Genomic DNA, 17,467 nt, shown 5'->3' with positions numbered 1-17,467 from the left:
AAAGCCGCGCTTGGCCGGGCGGGGTGGGTTCGTGGGGGACGCCGTGAATCCGTCCATGGAGGCTTGGCAGCCGCATCCATGCGGCTGACTGATCTGGCCCCCTGCCACCCCACAGCACCCCGGCTCACCCTCAGCACCAAGAAGCGCCAGCGCTTTGGCTGTTGCAGTTCGCTGTTGCCGTACGCCTCTGCCTGCCGCAGGCATCGCCACCCGATACAATGGCCGTCTGCCGCAGACCGGCATCCCGTCCCCGAGCCAAAGAGTTGCCCATGTCCATTGTCCGCATGACCGACCTCGACCTCTCCGGCAAGCGCGTGCTGATCCGCCAGGATCTGAACGTGCCGATCGAGAATGGCCGCATCACCTCCGAACAGCGCATCACCGCTTCGCTGCCGACGCTCAAGCGCGCGCTGGAGCAGGGCGCGGCGGTGATGGTCACCTCGCACCTGGGGCGCCCGAAGGAAGGCGTGTGGAGCGAGGCCGATTCGCTGGCACCGGTCGCCCAGCGCCTGTCCGAGCTGCTGGGCCGCGAAGTTCCGCTGGTGCGCGACTGGGTCGACGGCGTCGACGTGCAGCCGGGCCAGCTGGTGCTGCTGGAAAATTGCCGCATGAACGTCGGCGAGGGCAAGGACGACGAGGCCCTGTCGAAGAAGTACGCGGCCCTGTGCGACGTGTTCGTGATGGATGCCTTCGGTACTGCGCACCGTGCGCAGGCTTCCACCCATGGTGTCATCCGCTTCGCACCGGTCGCGGCCGGTGGCCCGCTGCTGATGGCCGAGCTGGACGCGCTGGCGCAGGCGCTGGATGCACCGGCCAAGCCGCTGCTGGCCATCGTCGCCGGCAGCAAGGTCAGCACCAAGCTGGAGTTGCTGGCCAATCTGGTTGGCAAGGTCGACCAGCTGATCGTCGGTGGCGGCATCGCCAACACCTTCATCGCCGCCGCTGGCTACAACGTCGGCAAGTCCCTGTACGAGCCGGACCTGCTGGACACCGCGAAGAAGATCGTGGCCGATGCCAAGGCACGCGGCGCCGACATTCCGCTGCCGGTTGACGTGGTCACCGCCAAGCAGTTCCTGCCCGACGCCGTTGCCGAAGTGAAGGCGGTCGATGCCGTTGCCGAAGACGACCTGATCCTGGACATCGGCCCGCAGACCGCCGCGCAGTACGCGCAGCTGATCGAGAAGGCCGGCACCGTGGTCTGGAACGGCCCGGTCGGCGTGTTCGAGTTCGAGGCCTTCAGCAAGGGCACCGAAGCGCTGGCCCGCGCGATCGCCAGCTCGAAGGCGTTCTCCATCGCCGGCGGTGGCGACACCCTGGCCGCGGTCGACAAGTTCGATATCGCCGGCGACGTCAGCTACATCTCCACTGGTGGTGGTGCGTTCCTGGAATTCCTGGAAGGCAAGACCCTGCCGGCTGTCGCCGCACTCGACGCGCGCGGCGCATGAGTGCCGAGCGCGGCAAGGATGTGCTGTTCTTCGATCTCGACGGCACGCTGATCGATTCGCAGGTGGGCATCACCGCCTGCATCGCCTATGCCCTGCAGAAGATGGACCATCCGGTGCCGCCGCAGGAAACCCTGCTGGGCTGGATCGGTCCGTCGCTGCGCACCACCTTCGCGCCGTTGTTCGTCGAACCGGCGCGGGTGGAACAGGCGGTGGGCTACTACCGGGAGCGCTTCGACGTCGAAGGCTGGCGCGAGCACACGGTCTACCCGCAGGTGGAAGGCACGCTGCGCACGCTGCATGGCCGTGGACACCGGCTGGCGGTGGTCACCGCCAAGAACGAGCCGCACGCGCGCCGCATCCTCGCCCACCTGCCGTTTGGTGGGCTGTTCGAGGAGATCGTCGGTTCAACCCTGGATGGCTCGCGCAGCCACAAGCCGGAACTGGTCGGCGAAGCACTGCGCCGGCTGCAGGTGCAGCCTGCACAGTGCTGGATGATCGGCGACCGGCGCATGGACATCGAAGGCGCGCGCCACCACGGCCTGCGTAGTGTCGGCGTGCTGTGGGGCTTCGGCGGAGAGGCGGAATTGACGGAAGCCGGTGCCAGCCAGCTGGCACGTGAGCCGGCGCAGCTGGAAACGCTGCTGGCCTAGCCTCCTGTGGAGCCGAGCCCATGCTCGGCTCCACAGAACCGCCCCCCTGCGCCAGCGTATGTCCGGGCGATGTCCGCTCCATGACCCGCGAAGTCAGGCGGCACAAGGCTGTAACCGTATACATGCGGCGTGAAGGATGTGCTAATTTCCGTTCTTTATCGGGAGAGGCCCATCCACCATGTTCGAGCGTCAGCGTCGCACCAAGATCCTTGCCACCCTCGGTCCGGCCACTGACCCGCCGGGCGTGCTGGAGGATCTGTTCCGCGCCGGCGTCAACGTGGTGCGCCTGAACTTCAGCCATGGCGATCCGTCCGGCCAGGCCAAGCGTGCCGCCGAAGTGCGTGCCGCTGCGGCGCGCGTGGGCGTGGAAGTGGGCATCCTGGCCGACCTGCCGGGCCCGAAGATCCGCATCGAGCGCTTCGCCGAAGGCAAGGTGCAGTTGAAGGCGGGCGACCGCTTCGACCTGATCGCCAGCGAGAACGCCGGCCCGGGCACTGCCAGCGAGGTGGGCGTGAGCTACCTTGGCCTGCCGCAGGACGTCGGCCCGGGTGATGTGCTGCTGCTCGACGACGGCCTGATGCAGTTGCAGGTGGTGGAAGTGCAGGGCGACCGTATCGTCAACACCGTGCTCAACGATGGTGTGTTGTCCGACCGCAAGGGCCTGAACAAGCAGGGGGGCGGCCTCTCGCTGGGTGCGCTGACCGAGCGCGACAAGGAACTGATCGGCATCGTTGCCAAGATCGGCGTGGACTTCATCGCCGTGTCGTTCTGCCGCAATGCGCAGGACATGAACGATGCGCGCGACATCGCCCGTTCGCACGGCTGTGATGCCGCGCTGGTGTCGAAGATCGAGCGCACCGAGGCAATCGAGAACCTGGAAGAAATCGTCGAGGCCAGCGACGTGGTGATGGTCGCCCGTGGCGACCTGGGCGTGGAAATCGGCGATGCCGAGCTGCCGGGCCTGCAGAAGAAGATCATCAAGGCCTCGCTGGCGCAGAACAAGGTGGTGATCACCGCCACGCAGATGCTGCAGTCGATGGTGGAAAGCCCGATCCCGACCCGCGCCGAAGTGCTGGACGTGGCCAACTCGGTCATCGACGGCACCGACGCAGTGATGCTGTCGGCGGAAACTGCCGCTGGCGCCTATCCGGTCAAGGCCGTGGAGGCGATGGCACGCATCTGCCTGGGTGCCGAGCGCCAGTTCCAGACCGAGACCGACTTCAACGCGTCGCCGCGCAACCTGGAACGTGCCGACCAGGCGATTGCCATGGCCACCATGTTCCTGTCACAGCACGTGGGCGTGCGCGCGATCGTGGCGATGACCGAATCCGGTGGCACCGCACGTTACCTGTCGCGTTTCCGCGCCAAGGCGCCGGTGTTCGCGGTGACCCGCCATGACGGCGCGCGTCGCCAGATGGCGCTGATGCGCGATGTGTTCCCGATCAACTTCGACAGCCGCGGCCTGACCCCGCGCGAAGCCGCGCGCGGCAGCATCCGCCTGCTGGTGGAATCGGAACTGCTGCAGGCCGGTGATCGCGTCGTGTTCACCAGTGGCGAGCACATGGAAACCCACGGTGCCACCAATACCCTGCGCCTGCTGGAAGTGGGTGAGGACGGCCGCGCCATCGGCCTGGGCGACCTGTAAGTGATGCTGCCCTGGGGCCGGCGCCGCGTTGCGGATCCGACCCCGGGGTCAGATCCCCGCGGGGCCCTGACCCCCGACGGCAGGACACGGCGTGTCCGCTGCGGACATTGGAAGCGTTTCCATCCTGTCCTCCACGGCGAGGCGACGGGCCGCAGGGCTATACTTGTGTTTTTCCCGCACCCGCCACAGGAAATACATGAGCATCGAACAGCTGGCTGAAACCGCCCAGGCCATGGTCGCCCCGGGCAAGGGCATCATCGCGATCGACGAATCCACCGCTACCATCGCCAAGCGTTTCGCCGGCGTCGGTATCGAGAATACCGAGGAGAACCGTCGCGCCTACCGCGAGCTGCTGCTGACCACGCCGAAGCTCAACGAGCACATTTCCGGCGCCATCCTGTTTGACGAAACCATTCGCCAGTCGACCAAGGACGGCGTGCCGTTCGCCAAGTACATGGCCGACCACGGCATGATTCCGGGCATCAAGGTGGACAAGGGTGCGCACCCGCTGGCCGGCTGCCCGGGCGAGCTGGTGACCGAAGGCCTCGATGGCCTGCGTGAGCGCCTGCAGGAGTACTACAAGCTGGGCGCGCGCTTCGCCAAGTGGCGTGCGGTCATCAACATCGGCGAGAGCATCCCGTCGGGCACCTGCATCGAATCCAACGCCCATGCGCTGGCCCGCTATGCAGCGCTGTGCCAGGAATGCGGCCTGGTGCCGATGGTCGAGCCGGAAGTGATCATGGACGGCGATCACGACATCGAGACCTGCTACGAAGTCACCGAAGCCACCCTGCGTTCGCTGTTCGACGCCCTGTACCAGCAGAACGTGCTGCTGGAAGGCACCATCCTGAAGGCGTCGATGGTCATCTCCGGCAAGGGCTGCGATGAGCAGGCCGACGTCGAGGAAGTGGCCGAGTCGACCGTGATGTGCCTGAAGAGCACCGTGCCGGCGATCCTGCCGGGCGTGGTGTTCCTGTCCGGTGGCCAGAGCGACGAGCAGTCCACCGAGCACCTGAACGCGATGAACCAGCTGGGCAACCTGCCGTGGCCGCTGAGCTTCTCCTACGGCCGCGCCATGCAGCAGGCCGCGCTGAAGCTGTGGGCCAAGGACATGAAGGGCAACTACGCTGCTGCCCAGAAGACCGTGTACGAGCGCGCCAGGGACAATGGCCTGGCAGCGCTGGGCAAGTGGAACGGTTGATCCGTCCCATTGCTGGATGAACAAGGCAGCGCCGGCATCACGCCGGCGTTTGCTTTTGCGGGTATCTTTTCCGCCCCCATGCGCCCGGCCGGTGCGTGGGAACCACATGGAAGGCCAAGGAGAAACAACATGCGTTTGGCAGCAATCACACTGGCCGTAGCCACGGTCCTGGTCGCCGGCGGTTGCAACCGCATCGGCGGCGGCGCGGATGCGGGCAAGGCCGCGTCGCTTGATTTCGACAAGCCGGTATCCGGCGAGATCACCTCGCGCAGCGGCATCAACTACAACGACGGCAGCCACCACCAGCTCTACCAGATCAAGCTGGAAGACAAGCAACTGGTCGGACTGAAGCTGACCGGTTCGCTGAGCGGCTCGATTGCCGTGTTCAACGACGGCAGCCTGGTGGCCAGCAGCAACACCGGCTACGAGCGCGAAGGCGACGTCTCGCTGGCCTTCCGTGCCAACGGTGGCGGCACCTACCAGGTGGCGGTCAACGCCAACGGCTCGACCGACTACGGCCCGTACCGCCTGCGTGCCGAGAAGCTGGTGCCGTACGACGGCAAGCCGCTGGCGGGCAGCGGCGAGATCGTCGACATGCTGGCCGGTGGTCCCCAGGACTACACCCTGCAGGTGGACAAGGCCGGCCTGTACGAGATCCGCCTGGTGTCGGATGTCTTCGATCCTGTGCTGAAGCTGTCGGGCCAGGGCGTGGATGCCGAGAACGATGATGGCGGGGACAGCACCAACTCGCGCCTGACCCTGTCACTGAAGCCGGGCAAGTACACGCTGACCGCGCGCGGCCTGGGCGACGGCGTCAGTGGCATGTTCACCTTGTCGGCCAAGCGCATCGAGGTGCCGGGCAACCTGGTCGACCGCGACGGCACCGCATTGCCGAAGTCCGGCAGCGTGTACACGATGCTCGACAACGATGGCGTCCGCCGCTTCCTGCTGACGTTGGACCGTCCGACCAATGTGCGATTGGATGCGATCTCCGGCCAGCTCGATACCGTGCTGCGCGTGGTTGGCGGCGATGTCGAACTGACCGACGATGACGGTGGCAACGATACCAACGCACGCCTGGAAGAAGCGTTGCCGGCTGGTCATTACACCGTCGAGGTGTCCAGCCTGAGCAACGGCGCGGGCATGGTGGAAGTGCGCGTGCAGGTGGACGGCGCCAGCGCCGACGAGGCTGCGGCCTCGGCGGCAAGTGCCGCTGCCGACGCCGCCGCTGCTGTGGCCGATGATGCCGCCGCGGTGGAAGCTGCCAGCCGTTGAACGTGTTCCACACTCCGTGGGAGTGTGGACAACGGTGCTACAGGAAAGGCCGGGCAATGCCCGGCCTTTTGCTTGACGCTGGCCGCCGGATTCAGTGCGCGGCGGCGAAGCCCGCATCGCCCAGCGGCGGCAGCAGCGAGCCGCGCGGTTCGCTGTCAGCGCTTTGCCCGGCGGCGCTCAGCGCCTGCTGGTAGGCCTTGGCCGTCGCGGTATTGAACGCCACCAGCACGATGCGCATCGGCTGCGCATGGCTGCGCTGCCACGCCAGTGTTTCGGTCACCGCGATCTGCGCGGCCTGGTACAGCGGATAGCCGTACACACCGCAACTGATGGCCGGAAACGCGATCGACTGCACGCCCAGTGATTCGGCCAGCTGCAGTGACTTCCAGTAGCAGTTGGCCAGCAACGCCGGTTCATCGCGCTGGCCGTCGTGCCAGACCGGGCCCACCGTGTGCAGTACATGGCGCGCCGGCAACGCATGGGCACCGGTGGCGCGCACTTCACCCGTCGGGCAACGCACGCCCGGGCGCAGCTCCGGCAAGCGCTCGCACTCGGCCCGCAAGGCGGGGCCGGCCGCACGATGGATCGCGCCATCGACACCGCCGCCACCGAGCAGCGTTTCATTGGCCGCGTTGACGATCGCATCCACCGCCAGGGTCGTGATGTCGCCCTGCCAAACCTCGATCTTCATGCGTCCGTCTCCTGCCTGTGAGGTGATCCGCGCAGCATCTGCGCCGGCTGTTCCCACGGTAGGGGACAGGGCATCGATACTGCGTCATGACCGTCTCACGCGCTGCGATCCAACGGCCTTCGCGCACGATGGCGGGCGACGCCTTCACACAGGCTGAAGCGGGAAGGGGTCGGATCCTTTTCCGAACGGAAAAGGCTCTGACCCCGGCTGTTACGGCAGGCCGGCCAGCCAGTCGTCGTCGGATCCTTCGTTCACATCGGCGAACAGCGGCGTGGAGAAGTAACGTTCACCGGTGTCCGGCAGCATCGCAAGGATCACCGAGCCCGGTTCAGCGCGGGCAGCGATGTCCAGCGCGCTGGCCACGGTGGCGCCGGCGGAGATGCCGACGAAGATGCCTTCCTCGGCGGCCAGGCGACGCGCGGTGGCGATCGCGCGATCATCTTCGACCGAGACCAGTTCATCCACCACGTCGCGGTTGAGCACGTCCGGCACGAAATCCGGGGTCCAGCCCTGGATCTTGTGCGGCTTCCAGTCATCCCCCTTGAGCAGCGCGGCGCCGGCCGGTTCGGTAGCGATGATGCGGGTCTGCGGACGTGCCACCTTCAGCACTTCGCCCACGCCGGTGAGCGTGCCGCCGGTGCCCCAGCCGCTGACGAAGTAATCCAGCCGCTTGCCGGCGAAGTCGCGCAGGATCTCGGCAGCGGTGGTGTTGCGGTGATACGCCGGGTTGGCCGGGTTGGCGAACTGGCTGGCCAGGAACCAGCCGTGCTGCTCGGCCAGCTCGCGCGCCCTGCGCACCATGCCGCTGCCACGCTCGGCGGCCGGGGTCAGGATCACCTTGGCGCCATAGGCACGCATCAGCTTGCGGCGCTCGACCGAGAAGGTTTCGACCATGGTGGCCACGAACTTGTAGCCGCGCGCGGCGGCGACCATCGCCAGTGCCACGCCGGTGTTGCCCGAGGTGGCCTCCACGATCGTGTCGCCCGGCTTGAGCAGGCCGCGTGCTTCGGCATCGAGGATGATCGCCAGCGCCAGGCGGTCCTTCACCGAGCCGCCCGGGTTGAACGACTCGACCTTGGCGTAGACGCTGACCTGTGGCGGCGCCAGGCGCTGCAGCCTGACGATGGGGGTGTTGCCGACGGTATCGAGGATGGAGTCGTACAGGGCCATGGGAGCGCTCCGGAAACGGGGCCGCACCGGGTTACGGCGGGCAAAGGAGGGGAGGGCTGGCCGTTCAGGCCAGCGGCTGCCGGCTGACCGTAGCGCCGGCATATGACGCCCGGAAATGACCAGATGCCTTTCTTAAACAACCTTTGGTTATAAGCTGGTGACGGCAATTGACCCTAGAGTGGACTTCCGCCCCATGCCGCCTGCCTGCCCATGACGCTGACCCAGCTGCGCTACCTGGTAGCCATCGCCGACGCCGAGCTGAACATCACGCTGGCCGCCTCGCGCGTGCACGCGACCCAGCCCGGACTGTCCAAGCAGCTCAAGCAGCTGGAGGACGAGCTCGGCTTCCTGTTGTTCGTGCGCAAGGGGCGCAGCCTGGAGTCGGTTACCCCGGCCGGAACCGAAGTCATCGCGCGTGCCCGCGCGGTGCTGGCCGAAGCCAACAACATCCGTACGTACGCGGCGAACCAGCGGCGCGAAAGCCAGGGCCAGCTGATCCTGACCACCACGCACACCCAGGCGCGCTTCGTGTTGCCGCCGGCAGTGGCAGCGATCAAGCAGGCCTACCCGCAGGTCAGCGTGCACCTGCAGCAGGCCGGTGAAACCGACGCGCTGGACCGCTTGAACCAGGGCGACGCCGATATCGCCATCATCAGCACCGCAGGCGGCGAGCCCACCGATGGCATCGCGGTGCCGCTGTTCCGCTGGCGACGCCTGGTGGTGGTACCCAAGGGCCATCCGCTGGACCGCGCCGGCCGCGCACCGGACCTGGCCGCGCTGGCCCGCCAGCCGTTGATCAGCTACGAATCCTCGACCCGCCCTAACTCGTCCCTGCAACGCGCCTTCGTCGCCAATGGGCTGGTGCCCGACCTGGCGCTGACCGCGCTCGATGCCGACCTGATCAAGACCTATGTGCGCACGGGTCTGGGCGTAGGCCTGCTGGCCGAGATGGCGGTCAGTTCCAATGACGAAGACCTGAGGTCGTGGCCGGCGCCGGATCCGATCAGCGAGTGCATCGCCTGGGCGGTGCTGCCGCGCGACCGCGTGCTGCGTGATTACGCGCTGGAACTGGTGCACGTGCTGGCCCCACAGATTGATCCGCGCGACCTGCGGCGGGTGCTGGATGGCAACCAGGCCGCAGCGTGGCCGCTGCCGCCGACCTGGGAGTCGCTGACCCAGACCATCACGGTGTGAGGTGGGTCGAGCAGGGCTGCGCCCTGCACCTGCGGTAGTGCCGGCCGCTGGCCGGCAACAGCAACGGCAACAGCAACAGCAGAAGCGGCATTCCGTGGGTTGGCGGGGCGGTGTCGGAGTGCGGGGACGCTGCAAGTACGTCCCTGTAAGCTTGGCAGCCGCATCCATGCGGCTGACACCCCGAACTCCGACACCGCCCCACCTCTGACAGATTCCGGCGGCTGTTGGTAGGTGTCGACCTTGGTCGACACAGCAGATCGCGGGAATCTGTCGAAGGCGGGGTGGGTCCGGTTGCGGGGGTGTCCGCGGCATGGATGCCGCGGCCAAGGCTACAGGGATGTACTTGCGCCGTCCCCCGTAACCGGACCCACCCCGCCATCCCACGGATTGCCGGCTTTTGACGTTGACGTTGACGTTGACGTTGATTCAGCGGGTGCAGGGCTGCAAGCCCTGCCGATAAACCCCCTCCTGCGACGGTTCGTCGCACAGGCAACCTTGGACCCACCTCTACACTAGCGGGGTGACCCGCCTGTCCCGCCCGCAGCGCCTCCTGCTCCAGCTCGCCGTCCTGGCGACGCTGCTGATGGTGCTTGCGCCACTGGTCAGCCGCGCGCTGCAGGCGCCGCCGATGGACCACACCGCGATGGCGGGCATGGACCACGCTGCCATGGGACATGACATGCACGACATGACCCTGGCCGGGCACGACCTGCATGGCGCTTCGCCGGCAGCACCCAGCCGCCCGGCCGATCCCCACGCCATGCACGGCGAAGCCTGCGAATACTGCGTGCTGGCGATGCGCCTGCTGCCGTGGCTGGCGGTACTGGTGCTGCTGTTGCCACTGCTGTGGCGGCCGCGGTTGGTATTCCCGTGGTCGCAGCAGGTACTGCCCGCGCTGCGCTGGCCGGCACACGCCGCGCGTGGGCCACCGCGGTCCTCCATCGTCCGCTGATTTTCCTATTGAATCCGCCGCACGACGCCTGACCGGGCGCCGTGTGCGCGTGCGTACCTTGGAGCTGTTCCGATGAAAATGACTTCCCGCCCCGCGGGTGCCTGCGTGCGCCTGCCGGTTGCCCTTGGCCTTGCCGTGGCTGCAACGCTGGTCCACGCCGCGCCTGCCGAAGAGGCGCGTACTCTCGACACGCTGGTGGTCACCGCCGCCGCGCCTTCGTCACCATTGCACTGGGTGACCGATCCACGCCTGCCGCGGCAGCCGGTCCCTGCCAGTGACGGCGCCGATTACCTGAAGACCGTTCCTGGCTTCTCCGCCATCCGCAACGGCGGCACCAACGGTGATCCGGTGCTGCGCGGCATGTTTGGTTCACGCCTGAACATCCTCAGCAATGACGGCAACCTGATCGGCGCCTGCCCCTCGCGCATGGACAACCCGCTGTCCTACATCGCACCGGAGAGCTTCGACCGGCTGACCATCATCAAGGGCCCGCAGAGCGTGCGCTGGGGGGCAGGTGCCTCGGCCGGCACCGTGCGCTTCGAACGCGAAACGCCGCGCTTCGAGGAACCGGGCCTGCGTACCGATGCCAGTGCGCTGGTTGGTTCGCGCAACCGCAACGACCAGGTGCTGGACCTGACCCTGGGCAACCCGACCGGCTATGTGCGCGCCAGCGGCAACCGTTCCGAAGCCGATGACTACAAGGACGGCCACGGCGATGTGGTGCCATCGAAGTGGCGCAAATGGAACGGTGACGTGGCGATCGGCTGGACGCCGGAGGCCGACACGCTGCTGGAGATTTCCGCCGGTGCCGGCGATGCGATCGCACGCTACGCGGGGCGCGGCATGGACGGTGCCGCGTTCGAACGCACCAGCTACGCCGCGCGCTTCGAGAAGCGCAACCTGCCGGGTGCGTGGGACACGGTGCAGGCCAACGTGTACTACAACGAGGCCGACCACGTGATGGACAACTACACGCTGCGAACGCCGAACCCGCACAGCATGATGCCGATGCCGATGGCATCGAACGTGGACCGACGCACCCAGGGCGGCCGGGTCAGTGCCGAGTGGCGCTGGCAGGACGTGCAGCTGGTGGCGGGCCTGGATGGCGAAGACAGCCGCCATCGTGGGCGAATGGGCATGGGCCGCGGCACCTACCGCCAGGCGGCGTGGCAGACCGATGCCAGCTTCCGCCGCTATGGCGTGTTCACCGAATTGACCCTCGGCGCCGGCACCGATCAGCGTTGGATCAGCGGCCTGCGCATCGATCGCGCCAGCGCTCGCGACGAGCGGCAGTCGATCCGCGGGATGATGGGGAACATGCCCAATCCCACCGCCGGCGAGCGTCGCAAGGAATGGCTCGGCAGTGGCTTCCTGCGCTACGAGCAGGACCTGGCCGACGGCCTGACCTGGTACGCCGGCCTCGGCCACAGCGAGCGCATGCCCGACTACTGGGAGCTGTTCTCGCCCAACCACGGCCCGGCCGGCGCAGTGAACGCGTTCACTGGCGTGCAGCCGGAACGCACCACCCAGCTCGACGTGGGCCTGCAGTACAAGGGACCGCGCGTGCAGGCCTGGGTCTCGGCCTATGCCGGGCAGATCCAGGACTACATCCTGTTCACCTATCACGGCAGCGGCATGATGGGCATGAGCCAGGCCAGCAACGTCGAGGCGCGCATTGCCGGTGCCGAGGCCGGGTTGGAAGTGAGCCTGGCCGAGCAGTGGAAGCTGGGCGGCACGCTGGCCTATGCCTGGGGAGAGAACCGCGACCAGCAGCGTCCGCTGCCGCAGATGCCGCCACTGGAAGCGCGCCTGAGTGCGAACTGGGAGGGCCAGCGCTGGAGCGCCGGTGCGCTGCTGCGTGCGGTGACCCACCAGCATCGTGTCGCAGATGGACAGGGCAACGTGGTCGCGCAGGACCTCGGGCCGAGCGCTGGATTTGCCACCTTCGCGCTCAATACGGCGTACCGTTTCAGTTCGCAGCTGCAGCTCAGCGCCGGCGTCGACAACCTGTTCGACCGCGCCTACAGCGAGCACCTGAACCTGGCCGGCAGCGCCGACTTCGGCTTCCCGGCCGACCCGGTGCGGATCAACGAGCCGGGGCGCAGCGTGTGGATGAAGTTGAACTACCGGTACTGATCCGCCGGGCATAAAAAAACGGGGCCGGATCCCCGCCAGGATCCGTCCCCGCCCGACGCCCTCGGTCGGGCAGGTTCGACTCTACGATGACGGCCGCGGTGGTGCACCACTGGATACACCCCGACACACGCCGACACTGCCCATGGCAGGCTTGCACGGAACGGGTTCAAGGCGCTATCGCAGCCTTGGTTCCACGCCGGTAAACGCTTGGCACATACCGCTTTTATGGGCACTTGCCTACACTCGGCGGCCGTGGATCAATCAGGACCGTTCATGTTGGCTCGTATCGCTTCGACCCTGGCCCTCGGCCTCAGCCTGGCCGTGCTGGCCGGGTGCGCAGGCAAACAGGAGGCCGCCGCACGTCGGCAGGGCGAAGCGGTGCCGGTCACCGCGCAGGTCGTGCAGCCCACGCAGTGGAACGACACCCTGCAGGCACTGGGCACGGCCAAGGCGCGCGAGTCGATCAGCGTCACTGCCAAAGTGAGCGAGATCGTCGAGAAAGTGCACTTCGAGAGCGGCCAGCACATTGCCGCCGGTGCGCCGATCGTGACGCTGCGCGGGCAGGCCCAGGAAGCCGCACTGGTGCAGGCGCAGGCCACCTTCCATGAAGCCGATCAGCTGTACAAGCGCCAGCGCGAACTGGCCGCCCAGCGGCTGGTGTCCAGCGCCACGCTGGATACGCAGAAGTCGATCCGCGACGCCGCCGAGGCACGCGTGATGCAGATGCAGGCAGACATTGGTGACCGACGCGTGCGTGCGCCCTTTGCCGGTGTACTCGGCATCCGCCAGGTCAGTCCGGGATCGCTGCTGACCCCGACCACGGTCATCGCCACGCTCGACGACATCGAGCACATGCATGTCGATTTCCAGGTGCCGGAAGTGGAGCTGGCTGCGCTGGGCGTTGGTGACAAGGTCAGTGCCACCAGTGTGGCCTGGCCGGGCCGCACCTTCGAGGGCGTGGTCAGCACCATCGATGCGCGCATCGATCCGGCCACCCGTGCGGTGACCGTGCGCGCCGATTTCGCCAATGGCGACCACGCATTGCGCCCGGGCATGCTGCTGGACGTGCGCCTGTTCCGCCCCGAGCGCCCGGCGCTGGTGGTCCCGGAAATCGCCGTGGTGCAGGTCGGCCGCGATACCTTCGTGTACCGCATCAAGGCTGACGACAGCGTCGAGCGGGTGGACGTGGTCACCGGCGCGCGCCGTGCCGGCGTGGTCGAGATCCGGCAAGGCCTGGAAGCGGGCCAGCGCATCGTGGTCGATGGCACCGGCAAGCTGCGTCCGGGCCTGAAGGTCGCTGCGAAGGACGCCGCACCGGCCTCTGGCGCCAAACCGGCTGACGCGCCGGCGCCGGTCGCGGCCGAGGGCCACGGCGGATGAAGCTGTCCGACGTTTCCATCCAGCGGCCGGTGTTCGCCGTGGTGATGAGCCTGTTGTTGCTGGTGCTGGGCGTGATGTCCTTCACCCGCCTGACCCTGCGCGAGCTGCCCGCCATCGACCCTCCGATCGTCTCGGTGTCGGTGGACTACACCGGCGCGTCCGCGGCGGTCATCGAAAGCCGCATCACCCAGGTGCTGGAAGACGCGCTGGCTGGCATCGAAGGCATCGATACGATCAACGCGCGCAGCACCAACGGCCGCTCGCAGGTCAGCATCGAGTTCACCTCCAACCGTGATATCGAAGCAGCGGCCAACGACGTGCGCGATGCGGTCAGCCGTGTCGCCGACCGCATGCCGGAAGAAGCACGTCCGCCGGAAATCGCCAAGGTCGAAAGCGATGCCGACCCGATCATCTGGTTCAACATGGTGTCCTCGACCATGGACACGCTGGAGCTGAGCGACTACGCCGACCGCTACGTGGTCGATCGTTTCTCCAGCCTCGATGGCGTGGCCCAGGTCCGCATCGGCGGCCGCCAGCGCTATGCGATGCGGATCTGGCTGGACCGCGACCAGCTGGCCGCGCGCGGGCTGACCACCGGCGACGTGGAAACCGCACTGCGCAACGAGAACGTGGAGCTGCCGGCCGGCCGCATCGAGTCGACCGACCGTGATTTCACCCTGCGCGTGGAGCGCAACTACATCAAGCCCGAAGACTTCGCGACCATCCCGCTGGGCAAGGGCCGCGACGGTTACGTGGTGCGCATGGGCGACGTGGCGAAGATCGAGCTGGCCTCGGCCGAACGCCGCGCGTACTACCGCAGCAACGGCGAGCCCGGCATCGGCCTGGGCATCGTCAAGACCTCCACCGCCAACTCGCTGGACGTGGCACGCACCGCGCGCGCCGAGGCCGAGCGGGTGGCGCTGACCCTGCCCAAGGGCACGCAGATCTTCGTCGCCTTCGACAACACCACCTTCATCGAAGCTGCAGTGGACCGCGTCTACGCCACGCTGGTGGAAGCAATGATCCTGGTGCTGGCGGTGATCTGGCTGTTCCTGGGCAGCTTCCGTGCCGCGCTGATTCCGGCGGTGACGGTACCGGTCTGCCTGGTGGCGGCGTTCATCGCGCTGTATGCGTTCGACTTCTCGATCAACCTGCTGACCCTGCTGGCGCTGGTGCTGTGCATCGGCCTGGTGGTGGACGATGCGATCGTGGTGGTGGAAAACGTGCAGCGCCGCATCGACCTGGGCGAGCCACCGCTGGTGGCCTCCAAGCGCGGTACCGCGCAGGTCGCCTTTGCGGTGATCGCCACCACCGCTGTGCTGGTGGCGGTGTTCCTGCCGGTCGGCTTCCTGGAAGGCAACACCGGGCGCCTGTTCCGCGAACTGGCCGTGGCGCTGGCCGCTGCCGTGGCATTGTCCGCGTTCGTTGCGCTCACACTGACGCCGATGATGGCCTCCAAGCTGCTCAAGCCGCACACCGGGCAGGCCCCGCGAGGCCTGCACGGCTTCATCAACCGCAACCTGGAACGCCTCGCGGGTGCCTACGGGCGGGTGCTCGATCACCACGTCGACCGCACCTGGATCTACCTGCTGGTGATGGTGGCTGCGCTGGCCGCCAGCTGGGGCCTGCTCAAGCTGCTGCCGTCGGAACTGGCACCAGCCGAAGACCGCGGTTCGTTCCAGATCATGATCGACGGCCCGGAAGGCGCTGGCTACGACTACACCGTGCAGCAGGTGCAGCAGGTGGAAGCGCTGCTGGCACCGCATGTCGGCCCGGACAAGCCGATCGTGCGTGCCAACCCCCGCGTGCCGGGCGGTTGGGGCGCCAGCGAGGAAATGCATACCGGCCGCGTCAGCATCTTCCTGCAGCCGTGGCGCCAGCGCAGCGAGGGTACGCCTGAAGTCGCCAACGAACTGCAGAAGGAACTGGATACCATCCGCGGCGTGCGCGTACGCACCCAGGTGGGCGGCGGCCTGGTGCGCAGCGGAGGGCAGCCGTTCCAGATCGTGCTGGGCGGCCCGGAATATGCCGAGATCGCGCAGTGGCGCGACCGCATCATGCTGCGCATGGCCGACAATCCCGGCCTGGTCGGCCCGGACTCGGACTACAAGGAAACCCGGCCGCAGATGCGGGTCAACATCGATCGCCAGCGTGCGGCCGATCTCGGCGTGCCGGTCACCGCGATCGGTTCGGCGCTGGAAACCATGATGGGCTCGCGTCGGGTCACCACCTTCGTCGACAACGGCGAGGAGTACGACGTACTGGTGCAGGCCGGTCGCGATGGTCGCGCCAGCCCGGCGGACCTGGCCGCGATCCGCGTGCGCGCCAACTCCGGCGAGCTGGTGCCGCTGTCCAACCTGGTCACGCTCAGTGAAGTGGCCGAGGCCGGCACCCTGAACCGCTTCAACCGACTGCGCTCGATCACCATCAGTGCCGGCCTGGCGCCGGGCTATCCGCTGGGCGAGGCCATCGCCTGGGCACAGAACGTAGCCCAGGAAGAGCTGCCGCAGTACGCGCAGGTGAACTGGAAGGGCGAATCGCGCGAGTACCAGAGCGCCGGCGGCGCGGTGCTGCTGACCTTCGCGATGGCGCTGCTGGTGGTGTACCTGGTGCTGGCGGCGCAGTTCGAGAGCTTCATCCATCCGCTCACCATCATGCTGACCGTGCCGCTGGGCGTACTCGGCGCGCTGGTCGGGTTGTGGGTGAGTGGTGGTACCGTGAACCTGTTCAGCCAGATCGGCATCGTGATGCTGGTCGGCCTGGCCGCGAAGAACGGCATCCTCATCGTCGAATTCGCCAACCAGCTGCGCGACGACGGGCGCAGCGTGCGCGAGGCGATCATCGAGTCGGCGATGGTGCGTCTGCGCCCGATCCTGATGACCTCGATCGCCACCGTGGTTGGCGCGATCCCGCTGGTGGTCGCCGGTGGTCCTGGTTCGGCCAGCCGTGGCACGATCGGCATCGTGATCATCTTCGGTGTGACCCTCTCGACCTTCCTGTCGCTGTTCGTGGTGCCGGCGTTCTACGCGCGGCTGGCGCCGTACACCCGTTCGCCGGAAGCGGTGAAGCGCGAGCTGGAGAAGCAGGAAGCGGAATCGCCGTCGGTGGGCGGTCATGCCTGACCGGCACGCCGGCGGGGGCGGGTCGCTCGCTGACGGGGTCGGACCCCTTTCCCAAAGGGAAAGGGCTCTGACCCCACTTCGAGGTGACGGCTTCCAGCTGCGCCCCTGGCGCCCGGATGATCTGGAGTCGCTGCTGCGCCATGCCAACGACGCCGAGGTGTCGCGCGGCCTGCGCGACCGTTTCCCGTACCCGTACACGCGCGGGGATGGCGAGGCCTTCCTCGCCGGCCGCGTGCTGGCCGCCGGCACCCTGAACCTGGCCATCGAGATCGACGGCCAGGCCTGCGGCAGTATCAGCGCCCAGCAGGGCGTGGCCGAGCGTGGGCATACCGCCGAACTGGGCTACTGGCTGGGCCAGGCTTACTGGGGGCAGGGCCTGATGACCCGGGTGGTCGGCCTGTTCGCACCGTGGGTGATGGATGAGCTGCGCCTGTTCAGGCTGCAGGCCACCGTGGTCGACTTCAACCTCGGCTCGGCCCGGGTGCTGGAGAAGAACGGCTTCCGGGAAGAGGGCGTGGAGCGTTGCGCGGTCTACAAGCGCGGCGTGTTGCACGACCTGCGCCGTTTCGCCCGGGTGCGCACGCAGCTGCCCTGAACACGCGGGCT

At 67.5% G+C, this 17,467-nt stretch carries 13 protein-coding genes; 11 read left to right on the top strand and 2 right to left on the bottom strand.

Features of this window, described 5'->3' with window-relative positions; genetic code table 11:
* Window positions 1–269: 269 nt before the first annotated feature.
* From ACMGRF_RS14310 to ACMGRF_RS14290, 5 genes are all read left to right on the top strand, one after another.
* Complete coding sequence (locus ACMGRF_RS14310) at window positions 270–1,445, top strand: phosphoglycerate kinase (protein ID WP_049413170.1); 1,176 nt, start codon at window positions 270–272, stop codon at window positions 1,443–1,445.
* Window positions 1,442–2,095 (top strand): HAD hydrolase-like protein, encoded by a 654-nt coding sequence (locus ACMGRF_RS14305; RefSeq protein ID WP_049413168.1) that lies wholly within the window; start codon window positions 1,442–1,444, stop codon window positions 2,093–2,095. Before ACMGRF_RS14310 ends, ACMGRF_RS14305 begins: the two co-directional genes overlap by 4 nt.
* 178 nt (window positions 2,096–2,273) lie before the next feature.
* Window positions 2,274–3,740, top strand: coding sequence for a pyruvate kinase (pyk, locus tag ACMGRF_RS14300; RefSeq protein WP_005418863.1), 1,467 nt, complete (start codon window positions 2,274–2,276; stop codon window positions 3,738–3,740).
* 196 nt (window positions 3,741–3,936) lie between these two features.
* Window positions 3,937–4,941 carry a class I fructose-bisphosphate aldolase gene (locus ACMGRF_RS14295; RefSeq protein ID WP_005418861.1) on the top strand — a complete coding sequence of 335 codons (1,005 nt, stop codon included), beginning with the start codon at window positions 3,937–3,939 and terminating at the stop codon, window positions 4,939–4,941.
* Window positions 4,942–5,070: 129 nt separating this feature from the next.
* On the top strand, window positions 5,071–6,216 hold the full coding sequence (locus tag ACMGRF_RS14290; protein ID WP_049413166.1) for a hypothetical protein: 1,146 nt from the start codon (window positions 5,071–5,073) through the stop codon (window positions 6,214–6,216).
* 91 nt (window positions 6,217–6,307) lie between these two features.
* On the opposite strand, the gene ACMGRF_RS14285 is transcribed toward ACMGRF_RS14290, so the two are convergent.
* Window positions 6,308–6,907, bottom strand: a complete 600-nt coding sequence (locus ACMGRF_RS14285; RefSeq protein WP_049413164.1) for an O-acetyl-ADP-ribose deacetylase — start codon at window positions 6,905–6,907, stop codon at window positions 6,308–6,310.
* 210 nt (window positions 6,908–7,117) lie between these two features.
* On the bottom strand, window positions 7,118–8,077 hold the full coding sequence (cysK, locus tag ACMGRF_RS14280; RefSeq protein ID WP_164284673.1) for a cysteine synthase A: 960 nt from the start codon (window positions 8,075–8,077) through the stop codon (window positions 7,118–7,120).
* Between the two features lie 210 nt (window positions 8,078–8,287).
* Between cysK and ACMGRF_RS14275 the strand changes: the two genes are divergently transcribed.
* The 6 genes from ACMGRF_RS14275 (at window position 8,288) to ACMGRF_RS14250 (ending at window position 17,456) form a co-directional block, all read left to right on the top strand.
* A complete protein-coding gene (locus tag ACMGRF_RS14275; RefSeq protein WP_111096993.1) occupies window positions 8,288–9,271 on the top strand; it encodes a LysR family transcriptional regulator in 984 nt (327 codons plus the stop codon).
* Window positions 9,272–9,791: 520 nt separating this feature from the next.
* Window positions 9,792–10,223, top strand: coding sequence for a DUF2946 domain-containing protein (locus ACMGRF_RS14270; RefSeq protein ID WP_049412718.1), 432 nt, complete (start codon window positions 9,792–9,794; stop codon window positions 10,221–10,223).
* Window positions 10,224–10,295: 72 nt separating this feature from the next.
* The gene (locus ACMGRF_RS14265; protein ID WP_414485331.1) at window positions 10,296–12,359 is read left to right on the top strand and encodes a TonB-dependent copper receptor; all 2,064 of its coding nucleotides are present in this window, start codon (window positions 10,296–10,298) and stop codon (window positions 12,357–12,359) included.
* 273 nt (window positions 12,360–12,632) lie between these two features.
* Window positions 12,633–13,739, top strand: coding sequence for an efflux RND transporter periplasmic adaptor subunit (locus ACMGRF_RS14260; protein ID WP_049412714.1), 1,107 nt, complete (start codon window positions 12,633–12,635; stop codon window positions 13,737–13,739).
* On the top strand, window positions 13,736–16,861 hold the full coding sequence (locus ACMGRF_RS14255; RefSeq protein WP_099487595.1) for an efflux RND transporter permease subunit: 3,126 nt from the start codon (window positions 13,736–13,738) through the stop codon (window positions 16,859–16,861). Before ACMGRF_RS14260 ends, ACMGRF_RS14255 begins: the two co-directional genes overlap by 4 nt.
* Window positions 16,854–17,456: a GNAT family N-acetyltransferase gene (locus ACMGRF_RS14250; RefSeq protein WP_049412711.1), complete on the top strand. Its 603-nt coding sequence runs from the start codon at window positions 16,854–16,856 to the stop codon at window positions 17,454–17,456. Before ACMGRF_RS14255 ends, ACMGRF_RS14250 begins: the two co-directional genes overlap by 8 nt.
* The last annotated feature ends 11 nt before the right edge of the window (window positions 17,457–17,467 follow it).

The organism is Stenotrophomonas sp. EMP41 (assembly GCF_047495535.1).
In the GTDB taxonomy this organism is placed as follows: Bacteria; Pseudomonadota; Gammaproteobacteria; order Xanthomonadales; family Xanthomonadaceae; genus Stenotrophomonas; species Stenotrophomonas sepilia.
This window is presented reverse-complemented; position numbering and strand designations above follow the sequence as displayed.